14 protein-coding genes are annotated in these 11,958 nt (G+C 73.5%); 5 read left to right on the top strand and 9 right to left on the bottom strand.

Annotated features, from left to right (window positions below):
- The first annotated feature begins 64 nt into the window (after positions 1 to 64).
- Positions 65 to 910, top strand: coding sequence for an LURP-one-related family protein (locus ACZ4VF_RS03455; RefSeq protein ID WP_467922871.1), 846 nt, complete (start codon positions 65 to 67; stop codon positions 908 to 910).
- 88 nt (positions 911 to 998) lie between these two features.
- On the opposite strand, the gene ACZ4VF_RS03450 is transcribed toward ACZ4VF_RS03455, so the two are convergent.
- The 3 genes from ACZ4VF_RS03450 to ACZ4VF_RS03440 are packed head-to-tail and all read right to left on the bottom strand — an operon-like array spanning position 999 to position 3,530.
- Positions 999 to 1,982 (bottom strand): hypothetical protein, encoded by a 984-nt coding sequence (locus tag ACZ4VF_RS03450; protein WP_467922870.1) that lies wholly within the window; start codon positions 1,980 to 1,982, stop codon positions 999 to 1,001.
- Positions 1,979 to 2,779 (bottom strand): phosphatase PAP2 family protein, encoded by an 801-nt coding sequence (locus ACZ4VF_RS03445; RefSeq protein ID WP_467922869.1) that lies wholly within the window; start codon positions 2,777 to 2,779, stop codon positions 1,979 to 1,981. Before ACZ4VF_RS03445 ends, ACZ4VF_RS03450 begins: the two co-directional genes overlap by 4 nt.
- Entirely contained in the window at positions 2,706 to 3,530 is an 825-nt protein-coding gene (locus ACZ4VF_RS03440) for a VOC family protein (protein WP_467922867.1), read from the bottom strand. The genes ACZ4VF_RS03445 and ACZ4VF_RS03440 overlap by 74 nt, the downstream gene beginning before the upstream one ends.
- Before the next feature lie 328 nt (positions 3,531 to 3,858).
- Here ACZ4VF_RS03440 and ACZ4VF_RS03435 point away from each other — a divergent pair, with 328 nt between their 5' ends.
- On the top strand, positions 3,859 to 4,104 hold the full coding sequence (locus ACZ4VF_RS03435) for a WhiB family transcriptional regulator (protein ID WP_189303117.1): 246 nt from the start codon (positions 3,859 to 3,861) through the stop codon (positions 4,102 to 4,104).
- Positions 4,105 to 4,135: 31 nt separating this feature from the next.
- Here ACZ4VF_RS03435 and ACZ4VF_RS03430 read toward each other — a convergent pair whose 3' ends face one another.
- The 4 genes from ACZ4VF_RS03430 to ssgD form a co-directional block, all read right to left on the bottom strand.
- Entirely contained in the window at positions 4,136 to 5,110 is a 975-nt protein-coding gene (locus tag ACZ4VF_RS03430; RefSeq protein ID WP_467922866.1) for an acyl-ACP desaturase, read from the bottom strand.
- 226 nt (positions 5,111 to 5,336) lie between these two features.
- A complete protein-coding gene (ddaH, locus tag ACZ4VF_RS03425) occupies positions 5,337 to 6,113 on the bottom strand; it encodes a dimethylargininase (RefSeq protein WP_467922865.1) in 777 nt (258 codons plus the stop codon).
- 360 nt (positions 6,114 to 6,473) lie between these two features.
- Positions 6,474 to 8,099: an ABC-F family ATP-binding cassette domain-containing protein gene (locus ACZ4VF_RS03420; RefSeq protein ID WP_467922864.1), complete on the bottom strand. Its 1,626-nt coding sequence runs from the start codon at positions 8,097 to 8,099 to the stop codon at positions 6,474 to 6,476.
- 320 nt (positions 8,100 to 8,419) lie between these two features.
- Complete coding sequence (ssgD, locus tag ACZ4VF_RS03415) at positions 8,420 to 8,836, bottom strand: spore wall synthesis regulator SsgD (RefSeq protein WP_467922862.1); 417 nt, start codon at positions 8,834 to 8,836, stop codon at positions 8,420 to 8,422.
- 223 nt (positions 8,837 to 9,059) lie between these two features.
- On the opposite strand from ssgD, the gene ACZ4VF_RS03410 reads away from it, so the two are divergent.
- Positions 9,060 to 10,196 (top strand): WD40/YVTN/BNR-like repeat-containing protein, encoded by a 1,137-nt coding sequence (locus tag ACZ4VF_RS03410; protein WP_467922860.1) that lies wholly within the window; start codon positions 9,060 to 9,062, stop codon positions 10,194 to 10,196.
- Between the two features lie 55 nt (positions 10,197 to 10,251).
- A complete protein-coding gene (locus tag ACZ4VF_RS03405; RefSeq protein WP_467922859.1) occupies positions 10,252 to 10,590 on the top strand; it encodes a plasmid stabilization protein in 339 nt (112 codons plus the stop codon).
- Positions 10,591 to 10,631: 41 nt separating this feature from the next.
- On the opposite strand, the gene ACZ4VF_RS03400 is transcribed toward ACZ4VF_RS03405, so the two are convergent.
- On the bottom strand, positions 10,632 to 10,928 hold the full coding sequence (locus ACZ4VF_RS03400) for a YciI family protein (RefSeq protein ID WP_467922858.1): 297 nt from the start codon (positions 10,926 to 10,928) through the stop codon (positions 10,632 to 10,634).
- Between the two features lie 60 nt (positions 10,929 to 10,988).
- Here ACZ4VF_RS03400 and ACZ4VF_RS03395 point away from each other — a divergent pair, with 60 nt between their 5' ends.
- Positions 10,989 to 11,732 carry an endonuclease V gene (locus ACZ4VF_RS03395; RefSeq protein WP_467922856.1) on the top strand — a complete coding sequence of 248 codons (744 nt, stop codon included), beginning with the start codon at positions 10,989 to 10,991 and terminating at the stop codon, positions 11,730 to 11,732.
- On the opposite strand, the gene ACZ4VF_RS03390 is transcribed toward ACZ4VF_RS03395, so the two are convergent.
- The gene (locus tag ACZ4VF_RS03390) at positions 11,696 to 11,884 is read right to left on the bottom strand and encodes a hypothetical protein (RefSeq protein ID WP_467922855.1); all 189 of its coding nucleotides are present in this window, start codon (positions 11,882 to 11,884) and stop codon (positions 11,696 to 11,698) included. The two genes, ACZ4VF_RS03395 and ACZ4VF_RS03390, sit on opposite strands and share 37 nt — an antisense overlap.
- Between the last annotated feature and the right edge of the window lie 74 nt (positions 11,885 to 11,958).

Raw genomic sequence — 11,958 nt, 5'->3', positions numbered from 1 at the left:
GAGCGATGAGCACCGCTCCGTGCGGACTGGTCAGGTACCGGTCATATCAGGGTAGTGTGCCCCGGTGACCACGCAATCGAACACTCCTGCAGGCTGGTACCCGGACCCGCACGGGGCGGCGCAGACGCTCCGCTACTGGGACGGCTCGCAGTGGACCGAGCACACCAACCCTGCCCAGCAGCCCGCCGGGCAGGTTCCGCCGCAGCAGGCCCCCGCCCAGCAGGCCTTCCCGCAGCAGCAGGGCGGCGACGCCAGGGTGCAGCGGCAGGTGCAGAAGCAGGCCGGCGTCACGGCCGGCGGCCCCGGCGGCGGCACCCTGTTCACCGAGCCCGTCCTGGTCGTGAACCAGAAGGCCAAGCTGATCGAGCTGACCAACGAGTACAAGGTCATGGATCAGAGCGGCCGGGAGATCGGCTCGGTCACCCAGGTCGGCCAGGGCGTCCTGCGCAAGATCCTGCGCTTCGTCTCCAGCCTCGACCAGTTCCTCACCCACAAGCTGGAGATCCGGGACGCCTACGGCCAGCCGCAGCTGCTGCTGACCCGGCCCGCGAAGATCTTCAAGTCCCGGGTGATCGTGACCCGCCCGGACGGCTCGCCGGTCGGCGAGATCGTCCAGAAGAACATGATCGGCAAGATCAACTTCGCGATGACGGCGAACGGCCAGCAGGTCGGCGCGATCAAGGCGGAGAACTGGCGGGCCTGGAACTTCGCGATCGTGGACCACGCGGACAACGAGGTCGCCCGGATCACCAAGACCTGGGAAGGCCTCGCCAAGACGCTCTTCACGACCGCGGACAACTACGTCCTGCAGATCCACTACCAGCTGCCCGAGCCGCTCCTGAGCCTCGTGGTGGCCACCGCGCTGACCGTGGACACCGCCCTCAAGCAGGACGCCCGCGGCTGGGGCTGACGGGCACGGCGGTACGGCGACGGCGGCCGGTCCGCGGACGACGTCCGCGCACCGGCCGCCGCCGTGTGCGGTCACCGGGCGGCCCGGGTCACAGCGCCGTGAGATGCCCGGGCTGGTCCGGCTGCCGCGGCAGCAGCACCGGTTCCGCGGTCGCCGTGCCCGGTTCCAGGGCCAGCACGGCCGCCACCGGGTGCTCCTCGTCCGCGTCCCGGCCGCCGCCGGGTGCCGCCCGCTCCGCGTCCCGGCCGCCCCCGGGTGCCGCCCGGGTGAGCAGCACCACGCCCCGGGCGGCCAGCCCCGCGCCGGCCAGGGCCAGCAGCACCCCGCCCGCGCCGCCCTGCAGCCCCTGCCCCAGCAGGGTGAGGCCGATCACCGCGGCGGCCACCGGGTTGGCGAGCGTGACCACGGCCAGCGGCGCGCCGAGACCCCCGCGGTAGGCCGTCTGGGACAGCAGCAGCCCCCCGACCGCGAACGCGGCGACGAGCACCGCGACCACGACCACCTCGGCGCTCAGCGCCGGCCCCGAGCGGTCCGTGGCCGCCACGGTCACCGTCTGGGTGAGCGCGGAGGCCACGCCCGAGGCGAAACCGGACGCGGTCGCGTGCCGCAGGCCCGGGCGGGAGCCGGGCCAGGACAGCAGACCGATCGCGGCCGCGGTCGTCCCCGCGACCACCAGGGCCTCGGTCAGCGACAGCACCCGCGCCGGCGCCGGACCGGAGGCGCTGACCAGGAGCGCGGCGAGCCCGAGCAGGGTCAGCGCCGTACCACGCCACTCCGCCGCGCTGACCCGCCGACCGGACGCCCGCGCTCCGAGCGGCACGGCCGCGACCAGGGTGAGCGCGCCCAGCGGCTGTACGACGGTCAGCGGGCCGTACTTCAGGGCGACGACGTGCAGCAGCGCGGCGGCGGCGTTCAGCCCCACCGCCGACCACCAGGCGCCGGTGCCCAGCAGCCGCAGCAGACCGGTGCCGGCGCTGCGCGAGGCCAGGCGTTCCTGGGCGACGGCCGCCAGTGCGTAGGCGACGGCCGACACCAGGGACAGACCGAGGGCGGTCAGGGCGGCGGCGCTCATCGGCCCGCTCCCGCCAGGGCGGGCTCACGGGTGACGGGCCGGCCGGCGCCGTGCCCCGCGGTGGTGGAGGTGTGCCGCGGCGGCGGGACGGCCGCGAGGGCGATGCCGAGCATGGCCGTGGCGGCGATCGCGTCGAGCCAGTAGTGGTTCGCCGTGCCCACGATCACCAGCAGGGTGATCAGCGGGTGCAGCAGCCACAGCCCGCGCCACCGGGACCGGGTGGCCGCGATCAGGCCGACCGCCACCATCAGCGCCCAGCCGAAGTGCAGCGAGGGCATCGCCGCGAACTGGTTGGACAGGTGGTCACTGGACGGCGGGCCGTACACGGACGGGCCGTAGACGTGGGCGGTGTCCACCAGGCCCGTCCCCGCGAGCATGCGCGGCGGGGCCAGCGGGAAGGTGAACGGCAGCACCAGGGCGGCCGTGGTGACGGCCGCGAGGACCCGGCGGGCCCAGACGTAGTGCGCGGGCCGCCGCACGTACAGCCAGACCAGGAAGGCGAGCGTGGCCGGGAAGTGGACGGTCGCGTAGTAGGTGTTGGCCAGGTGGACGAGGGTGTCGCCGTGCAGCAGTGCGGACTGCACGGCGGTCTCGTGGGGGAGGTCCACGGCCCGCTCCAGGTGCCAGACCCGGCGCGCGTTGCGGAAGGCGTCCGCGGTGTGGCCGGTGGCCAGCAGGCGGCCGAGCTTGTAGACCAGGAAGAGCCCGGCGACCAGCAGGAACTCACGTATCAGGGGCGGGCGTACCGGGGTGTCCCGTTCCGCGTTCGCCCCCGCAGGCTCGGTTCGGGCATTCATCCCCCGGCCCCTTCGCTGACGGTGGTGCGTGGTGCGTGCGGGCCCCGGCGAGGCGCCGGGACTCATCGATACGTTCGAGCCGCTCCGCCTGGGCCACCGTGGCGTCGGTGTCGACCACCTCGAAGTACGGCAGCCAGTACGGACCGGGCTCCACCTCGTCCGGCGCGTCGGCCAGCGGCACCATCCCGCCGAACATCGCCTCCTCCCCGGCACCGTCGGGGTTCACGCAGGTGTACGTCCCGCCCGGGAACGGCACCCCGGAGGTCTCCAGGCCGAGCACCCGGCGGTAGAACGCGGCGGCCGCCGCGACGTCCGGCGTGTACAGCTCGACCCAGCACAGCGAGCCCGGCTCGCCCGCCGCGTCCACGCCCTTGGTCCGCCCCGGCTGCCAGATCCCGAACCGCACGCCCGCCTGGTCGGCGAGGACCGCCATGTGGCCCTGCCCCATCACGTCCGTCGGCGGGAACAGCACTCTGCCGTGCGCTCCTTCGGCCGCCTCGGCGGTGGCCTGGGCGTCCTCGCTCCGGAAGTACACCGTCCAGGCCGGCGCTCCCTGCCCGGGGCCGGCCTGCACACCGCCCGCCACGGTCCTGCCGTCCAGCTGGAAGAAGCCGTAACCGCCGGCGTCCGGACCCGCCGACTCCAACCGCCAGCCGAAAAGGGTGCCGTAGAAGGACGCGGCGCCGTCGATGTCGGGGCTGGCGACGTCGATCCAGTTGGGCGCGCCGTTGACGAAACGGGTGGTGAGCATCTCGGCCCTCCTCGCAAGGGGTCCCGTCCTGTGCACTGCCGAGTCTGGCACCGCCCCCTGACACTCGCCGCCGGAACACCGGGCGCGCCGCACCGACCCCGCTCCCTCCCGGCGTGACGCCGCACGTCCTGCGGGTTTCCCGCCGGCCCCGCGCGCCGCCGTGCGCGCGCCGCGCCCGGAGGAGCATCATCGGGGCGAGCGCAGACCCGCGGCACCCGTGGGCCGGGCGCGTCTACGGCCGCGGGAGCGCCGGCGCGCACGCTGCCGACCGAACGGCGTTGAGCCGGCGTTGATCGAACGTTTTTCGGCGTGGGGCAGGCTCCTGGCCATGCACATCGACACGATCACCCCGGCCGACGACACCTGGCAGGCGCAGGCCCTGTGCGCGCAGACCGGGCCGGACTTCTTCTTCCCCGAGCCCGGCAGCTCGGTGCGCGAGGCGAAGCGCATCTGCGCCATGTGCGAGCTGCGCCCCGCCTGTCTGGAGTACGCGCTGGCCCACGACGAGCGGTTCGGCGTCTGGGGCGGCCTGTCGGAGAAGGAACGTCTCGCCCTCCGCCGTACCGCCCCCTGACGCCGCGGCCGGCACCGCCCGCGCGCGGCCGTCAGGCTCCGGCGCGCGCCGCCATCCGGGCCTTGCGCGCGGCCAGCCTCTCGTCGAACTTCGAGGCCTCCGCGTCCAGCCCGCCCAGGAACAGGCCGAGTTCCTCCTGCGCCTGACGCCCCTCGGGGCCGAGGCCGTCGATCTCCATGACCTTCAGGAAGCGCAGCACCGGCTGCAGCACGTCGTCGTGGTGGATCCGCAGGTTGTAGACCTCGCCGATCGCCATCTGCGCGGCGGCCCGCTCGAAGCCGGGGATGCCGTGGCCGGGCATGCGGAAGTTCACGACGACGTCCCGGACCGCCTGCATGGTCAGGTCGGGGGCCAGTTCGAAGGCGGCCTTCAGAAGGTTGCGGTAGAAGACCATGTGCAGGTTCTCGTCGGTCGCGATCCGGGCCAGCATGCGGTCGCAGACCGGGTCCCCGGACTGGTGCCCGGTGTTGCGGTGGGAGATCCGTGTGGCCAGCTCCTGGAAGGCGACGTAGGCGACCGAGTGCAGCATCGAGTGCCGGTTGTCGGACTCGAAGCCCTCGCTCATGTGGGACATGCGGAAGCGCTCCAGCTTGTCCGGGTCCACCGCGCGGGAGGTCAGCAGGTAGTCGCGCATCACGATGCCGTGCCGGCCCTCCTCGGCCGTCCAGCGGTGCACCCAGGTGCCCCAGGCGCCGTCCCGGCCGAACAGCGAGGCGATCTCGTGGTGGTAGCTCGGCAGGTTGTCCTCGGTCAGCAGGTTGACCACGAGGGCGATCCGGCCGATCTCCGTCACCTTGGACTGGTCCTTGTCCCAGGCCTCGCCGTCCTCGAACAGGCCCGGGAAGTTGCGGCCGTCGCTCCACGGCACGTACTCGTGCGGCATCCAGTCCTTGGCGACCTGCAGATGCCGGTTCAGTTCCTTCTCGACCACTTCCTCCAGTGCGTGGAGCAGCCGGGCGTCGGTCCACACGGACGGGCTGGCGAGGTGGGGAGAAGTGATCGTCACGGGAACTCCAGGGGGACGCCGAACAAGGGGGAGGGTAAAGAGTGGCCCGGCGAGCGGTGCCGGAAACCTACGAGATCGTAGGCTACGAACCCGTAGGTTACGAAGCCGTAGGTTAAGGCTGTCGTAAAGGAACCGCTGATCAGCCCGCCCGACGGACCCTCCGGGTAGGCCCGACCGCCCCCGGACCCGCAGGTCCGGGGCCGTCGTGGGGGCGGGGTTCACCCGGTCAGGCGTACAACTCCCGCAGGCGCACCGAGAGGCACGTCACACAGCCCTCCAGCTTCTCGAACTCGCTGATGTCGACCGTCACCACGGTGTGCCCGAGATCGGTCAGCAGCTCCGCGGTCTTCGGCGCGCTCGCCGCCATCAGCAGCGTGCTGCCGCCGAGCAGCACGACATGGGCGCCGGACTCCTCCGGCACCGACAGGAAGCCCGGGAACAGCGACGGCCGGTCGATCTTCGGTATGTGCCCGATCACCGTGCCGTCGGGCAGCGCGGTCACGGCCGACTTCAGGTGCAGCACCCGGCTCACGGGCACGGCCACCACCCGGGCGCCGAGCGGCTCGAAGGCCGCCCGCAGCTGCTGCACGCCGGCCGCGTTGGTCCGCCCGCCGCGGCCGACGTACACGGTGTCGCCGACCTTCAGGACGTCACCGCCGTCCAGCGTGCCCGGCTCCCAGATCCAGTTCACCGAGCAGCCGAGGCGGGCCACCGCCTCCTCGACGCCGGCGGTCTCCGCCCGCCGGGACTCGGCGCCGGGCCGGGTGATCAACGCCACGTTCCGGTACATGACCACGGTGTCCTCCACGAACACCGAGTCCGGACAGTCGTCGGCCGGTTCGACCTCGATCGTCTCCCAGCCGTGCGCGCGGAGGGCCTCGACATAGGCCTCCCACTGTTCGCCGGCGAGCCCGATGTCGACCTTCTCCCGCTCGATGTGCGTCACCAGGCCGTCGGCGAGGCGGGGGCCGGGGCGGCGGACGAGGGCCTTCTTGCTGGGCACGAGGGGCCTTTCGAATCGGTTGGTGCGATGGTGCGGTGTCCGGCGCCGGTCACACGGCGCCGGTCCGTCATCATGCAGGGCGCCCCGGCCAGGGCAAAACCCTCGTCGTCAGGCTGTGCCCGTCCTGATATGCCGTCCCGTCGGACCGCCCTGATCACCCCGTCCCGGCGGACCGTCCGGGCGCCCCGGTCCGCCGGGGGCGTCCTGTCACCCCCGACGCGTACGGACGCGTCCTGCCGGCCCCTGCCCGTCCGGACGGCCGCACCGCGCCCGGCGCCCCGGCGGCAGCCGGCGCCGGGAGCACGGCAGCAGGTGAGGGCCGGGCCGTCCGGACGGCCGCACCGCGCCGGGCCGGGCGGGTCAGGCCGGATCGGCGAGCGCCTCCGGTTCCGTGTCCGTCAGCTCCCCTCCCTCCATCAGCAGCCACCGCGTGATCCCGATCGACTCCAGGAACGGCAGGTCGTGGCTGGCCACGACCAGCGCGCCCTCGTACGACTCCAGGGCCGAGGTGAGCTGCCGGACGCTGGCCATGTCGAGGTTGTTGGTCGGTTCGTCGAGCAGCAGCAGCTGGGGCGCGGGCTCGGCCAGCATCAAGGCGGCCAGGGTCGCCCGGAAACGCTCGCCGCCCGACAGGGTGGCCGCCTTCTGGTCGGCCCGCGCGCCCCGGAACAGGAAGCGCGCGAGCCGGGCCCGGACCCGGTTGTTGGTGGCGCCCGGCGCGAACCGGGCCACGTTCTCGGCGACCGACAGGGCGTCGTCCAGCACGTCCAGCCGCTGGGGCAGGAACCGCAGCGGGACGTGCGCCGTCGCCGTGCCCGACACGGGTGCCAGCTCCCCGGCGATCGTCCGCAGCAGCGTCGTCTTGCCGGCGCCGTTGCGGCCGACCAGCGCGATCCGCTCCGGGCCGCGCAGGTCGAGGATGCCCTGCACGCGCGCGTGGTAGGCCGTTTCCAGGTTCTCCAGGGTGAGCACCTGCCGGCCGGGCGGCACGGCCGTGTACGGCAGCTCGACGCGGATCTCGTCGTCGTCCCGGACCGCCTCCACCGCCTCGTCCAGCCGTTCCCTGGCCTCGGCGAGCCGCTCCTCGTGCATGATGCGGTGCTTGCCCGCGGACTCCTGGGCGGCCCGCCTGCGTGCCCCCATGACGATCTTCGGCTCGCGCTTCTGCTCGTACATCTTCTGGCCGTACCGCTTGCGGCGGGCCAGTTTCACCTGGGCGTCGGCCAGTTCGCGTTTCTGCTTGCGCACATCGGCCTCGGCGACGCGCACCATGCGCTCGGCCGCCTCCTGCTCGACGGCCAGGGCCTCCTCGTAGGCCGAGAAGTTGCCGCCGTACCAGGCGACCTCCCCGGAGCGCAGCTCCGCGATCTGGTCGACCAGGTCGAGCAGTTCCCGGTCGTGGCTGACAACGACCAGGACGCCCGGCCAGGAGGCGACGGCCTGGTACAGCCGCCGGCGGGCGTACAGGTCGAGATTGTTGGTGGGCTCGTCCAGCAGCAGGATGTCGGGGCGGCGCAGCAGCAGCGCGGCGAGCCGCAGCAGCACCGACTCGCCGCCGGACACCTCCCCGACGGTCCGGTCCAGGCCGATGTGGCCGAGGCCGAGTTCCCCGAGGGTGGCCAGGGCCCGCTCCTCGACGTCCCAGTCGTCGCCGACGGTCTCGAAGTGCTCCGCGGCGGCGTCGCCCGCCTCGATGGCGTGCAGGGCGGCCCGCCGTTCGGCGATGCCGAGGGCCTGGTCGACGCGGAGCGTGGTGTCGAGCGTGACGTTCTGCGGGAGGTAGCCGATCTCGCCGGCCGCCTTGAGCGTCCCGTCGGCCGGGACGAGTTCCCCGGCCAGCAGCTTGAGCAGGGTGGACTTGCCCGATCCGTTGACGCCGACGAGACCGGTCCGGCCCGGGCCGAAGGCGATGTCCAGCCCGTCGAAGACGGTGCTGCCGTCGGGCCAGGCGAAGGACAGGGAGGTACAGGTGAGGGAAGCAGACATGGGCGCCTCGCGAGGGGGTGTGAGCGTTCGGTGGACGCGTGTCGAGACACCGCGAGGCGGAAACCGAAGGGTCTGGGCAGGAAGGCCACGAAAAAAGGCCTGTGCCGGAGGACGGCTCGGACGCCGAGGTCGCACGCCGCGCACACCTCACCGGTGCATAGCTCACCAGTGCATACGCGGTGTCTCAGGACCTCAGACGAGCAACGTCCTTCTCCAATCGACGGCAACAGAACCGTCGTCGACAGTACGAGGGGGCTGGAAGGGCTGTCAACGCATTTGACGCGCGGCGCTCCGCGCGCGTGGCGTCCAGCCGGCGGCGCTCAGCAGGCGTCCCGCATCAGCTCGGCCAGATCGTGGTCCAGGTCGAGCTGGAGGTGTTCCAGACCGACGGGGACCAGGGCGTCGGCCGCCTCCAGGAACCGTCGTATCTCGCCCGAGCGCACGTGCACGATCGCGGTGCCCTCCGGGGCGTGGAACTCCAGCACCGTGCGGTCGTACCCGTACGGCCGGACACGGACGTCGCCCTGGCCCTCGGGGCCCCGCAACCCGGCGGTGAGCAGTTCGCGGGAGAAGGTCCAGCACACGTCGACGCCCTCCAGGGTGGCCGGCGCCGGGAACGTCATGCGGACGGCGAACGGGTCACGCCGGTCGTAGCGCAGTGTGGCGGGAATGCTCGGCATGCGCGGTGCTGCGGCGACGAGACGGGCCTCTACGGGCTGCTCGATGACGGTGGACAACGCCTTGCTCCCTCGTGACGGCTGGACGACGCGCCGGTGTGCGACCCCCGGCACTGGAAGAGACGACGGAATCGGCCGATGCGTGCACACCCTCGACGAGTGACCTCGGTCACCGCCTTCATGCACGCCGGAACGCACGGCCGTTCCCGTGCGTCCGTGCGTTCGGCGCGGCAGGGGAGGCGCTCTGGACGGCGCCGGGGGAGTGCGGCTAGCTTCGCCCGCCATGAGGCGCTTGGGGAGCACGCGACGCAGGGGACGGGCCGGCCGGCTGCTGGCGGCGGGAGTGGCGTGCGGGGCGGCACTGGCCGCCCTGACGGTTCCGGCGGCCGAGGCACGCCCGTTCGCACCGGGCGCCGGCGCCGGCCCGGGGGACGCCCTCCGGGGCGGCGTGCACTGGGCGGCGAAGGACACCGGCACCCCGCAGGTCCGCTTCCGGGGCCTCGCGGCCGTCGACCGGCACACCGCCTGGCTGGCCGGCACCGGCGGCACGGTGCTGCGTACGACGGACGGCGGCGCGAGCTGGCGGAACGTCTCTCCGCCGGGTGCGGCCGACGCGCAGTTCCGGGACGTGACGGCGTTCGACGCGCGCCGCGCGGTGGTGCTGGCCATCGGCGAGGGCGAGGCGTCCCGCGTCTACCGCACCGACGACGGCGGCACGACCTGGACGGAGTCCTTCCGCAACACCGACCCGAAGGCGTTCTACGACTGCCTCACCTTCTTCGACCACCGCCACGGCCTCGCCCTGAGCGACCCCGTGGACGGGAGGTTCCGCCTGCTGTCCACCGCCGACGGCGGACGGTCCTGGCGCGTGCTGCCCGCGGACGGCATGCCGCCGGCGCTGGAGGGCGAGGCGGGCTTCGCCGCGAGCGGCCAGTGCCTGGTCGCCTCCGGCCCGAAGGACGTCTGGCTGGCCACCGGCGGCGGCGCCCACGCGCGCGTGCTGCACTCCGCCGACCGCGGGCTCACCTGGACGGCCGCCGACACCCCGGTCCCCGCGGGCGACCCGGCGAAGGGCGTCTTCGCGCTGGCCTTCCGCGACCGCACCCACGGCATCGCGGTCGGCGGCGACTACCGCCCCGGCCGGCCGTCTCCCCGCGCCGCCGCGGTCACCGCCGACGGCGGCCGCACCTGGCGCCCCGCCGCCACCGCGCCGCCCGCGTACCGCTCCGGCGCCGCCTGGCTCCCGCACGGCCGCACCGCCGCGCTGGCCGTCGGCCCGACCGGTACCGACCTCACCACCGACGGCGGCCGCACCTGGCGGACGTTCGACACCGGTTCGTACGACACGGTGGCCTGCACCCGCGACCTGAGCTGCTGGGCGGCCGGCGAACAGGGGCGCGTGGCACGGCTGGAACGGTGACGTAACCCGCCGCGAGGCGGGTACTCGTTCCCTGACGCAAAGGAAGGGAGCGATCATGCCAGCCGGTTCCAGCCCCAAGCGCGAGCGCCAGTACGAGCACATCAAGGAGAGCGCGCAGGACCGGGGCGAGAGCGCCGGGCGCGCCAAGGAGATCGCCGCGCGAACGGTGAACAAGGAACGCGCCCGCTCCGGCGAGTCCAAGACCGCCAGTCGCAGCTCGACGCAGGACATGTCGTCGAGCAAGCGCGGCGGCCAGCGGTCCGGCAACCGGGCCGGCTCGCACGGGCCGACGCGTGACCAGTTGTACAACGAGGCGAAGCAGCGCGGCATCGAAGGTCGTTCGCACATGAACAAGGACGAGCTGCAGCGCGCCCTGAACGCTAAGAAGGGCTGACGGCCGGAGGCCGGACGCCCCACAGGACCGGCCCCCTCGGCTCAGTCGAGGGTCTGCCGGTGACGCGCCAGCTCGGGGGACGTCTTGGTCGCGATGAACTCGGTGACGCGGTAGGCGCACACGCCGGCGACGACGAACGGGTCGGTCGCGACGAGTTCCTCGATCCGGGCCCGGTCCCCCGCGACGGCGAGGATCACCCCGCCGTCGCGGGGGTTCTTGCGTCCCGAGGCCAGGAAGAAGCCCTTCTCGTACTGCTCCTCCAGCCAGACGACGTGGGCCGGGAGTACGGCGTCCACGGCGTCGAGCGGCGCGGTGTAGCTCAGCTCCAGTACGAACATGATCAGAACCCTACCCCCGGCGGCCCGGCCGCCCGCGCCCGGCCCGTACAGTCACCCGGCATGACGATCATCGGCGTACCCGCGGGCTGGCCCGCGACCCAGGAGGAGGCCCGCGCCGTCCAGGACGAGCTGCGCGGGCGGGTGGTGCTGGACGAGCCCGGGCCCCCGCCGGGGACGGGCCTGGTCACCGGGGTCGACGTCGCCTACGACGACCGCCTGGACCTGGTCGCCGCGGCGGCCGTCGTGCTGGACGCCGCCACCCTGGACGTCGTCGCCGAGGCGACGGCCGTCGGCCGGGTCTCCTTCCCGTACGTGCCCGGGCTCCTCGCCTTCCGCGAGATCCCGACCGTCCGCGCCGCCCTGGACCGGCTGCCGTGCCCGCCCGGCCTGGTCGTGTGCGACGGCTACGGCCTGGCCCACCCGCGCCGTTTCGGCCTGGCGAGCCACCTGGGCGTCCTCATGGACCTGCCCACCGTCGGCGTCGCCAAGAACCCCTTCACGTTCACCTACGACGACCCCGAGCCGGCCCGGGGCGGTTCCGCGCCGCTGCTCGCCGGGGCCGAGGAGGTCGGGCGCGCCCTGCGCACCCGGGACGGCGTCAAGCCGGTGTTCGTCTCGGTCGGCCACCGGGTGAGCCTCGGCAACGCGCTGGCGCACACCCTCGCACTGACCCCGCGGTTCCGCCTGCCGGAGACCACGCGGCGGGCGGACGCCCTGTGCCGGCGCGCGCTCCGCGACGCGGCACAGGGCCTGGCCGGTCACCTGGCTCAGGACTCCACGACGCGCCAGGCGCCGACCTCCTGATACGCCGAGTCGTACACGGCCGAACCCTCACCGGGTTCGAGGGCGTAATGGCGCAGGTTGCCACCCCAGTACCGCAGGATGCGCTCCAGCTCGGCCACCCGGTCCCGCGCCACCGCGCCGTCGTCCACGGTCACTTCGAGTACGAACTTCACGTCCGTTCCGCCTCCTCGCCTCGTCGGGCACGAGCCGCCATCGTCTCAGGCGCACTCCCGGCCGGGCCGTGGAG

The organism is Streptomyces sp. NPDC029151, from assembly GCF_055564315.1.
Note: the sequence above shows the minus strand (reverse complement) of the source record. Positions and strands in the feature narration are given on the sequence as shown.

What these genes read in the sequence shown, in the direction of transcription:
- ACZ4VF_RS03450 (WP_467922870.1), bottom strand. Translation starts at nt 1,982, where the DNA reads ATGAGCGCCGCCGCCCTGACCGCCCTCGGTCTGTCCCTGGTGTCGGCC.
- ACZ4VF_RS03445 (WP_467922869.1), bottom strand. Translation starts at nt 2,779, where the DNA reads ATGAATGCCCGAACCGAGCCTGCGGGGGCGAACGCGGAACGGGACACC.
- ACZ4VF_RS03440 (WP_467922867.1), bottom strand. Translation starts at nt 3,530, where the DNA reads ATGCTCACCACCCGTTTCGTCAACGGCGCGCCCAACTGGATCGACGTC.
- ACZ4VF_RS03435 (WP_189303117.1), top strand. Translation starts at nt 3,859, where the DNA reads ATGCACATCGACACGATCACCCCGGCCGACGACACCTGGCAGGCGCAG.
- ACZ4VF_RS03420 (WP_467922864.1), bottom strand. Translation starts at nt 8,099, where the DNA reads ATGTCTGCTTCCCTCACCTGTACCTCCCTGTCCTTCGCCTGGCCCGAC.
- ACZ4VF_RS03410 (WP_467922860.1), top strand. Translation starts at nt 9,060, where the DNA reads ATGAGGCGCTTGGGGAGCACGCGACGCAGGGGACGGGCCGGCCGGCTG.
- ACZ4VF_RS03405 (WP_467922859.1), top strand. Translation starts at nt 10,252, where the DNA reads ATGCCAGCCGGTTCCAGCCCCAAGCGCGAGCGCCAGTACGAGCACATC.
- ACZ4VF_RS03400 (WP_467922858.1), bottom strand. Translation starts at nt 10,928, where the DNA reads ATGTTCGTACTGGAGCTGAGCTACACCGCGCCGCTCGACGCCGTGGAC.
- ACZ4VF_RS03395 (WP_467922856.1), top strand. Translation starts at nt 10,989, where the DNA reads ATGACGATCATCGGCGTACCCGCGGGCTGGCCCGCGACCCAGGAGGAG.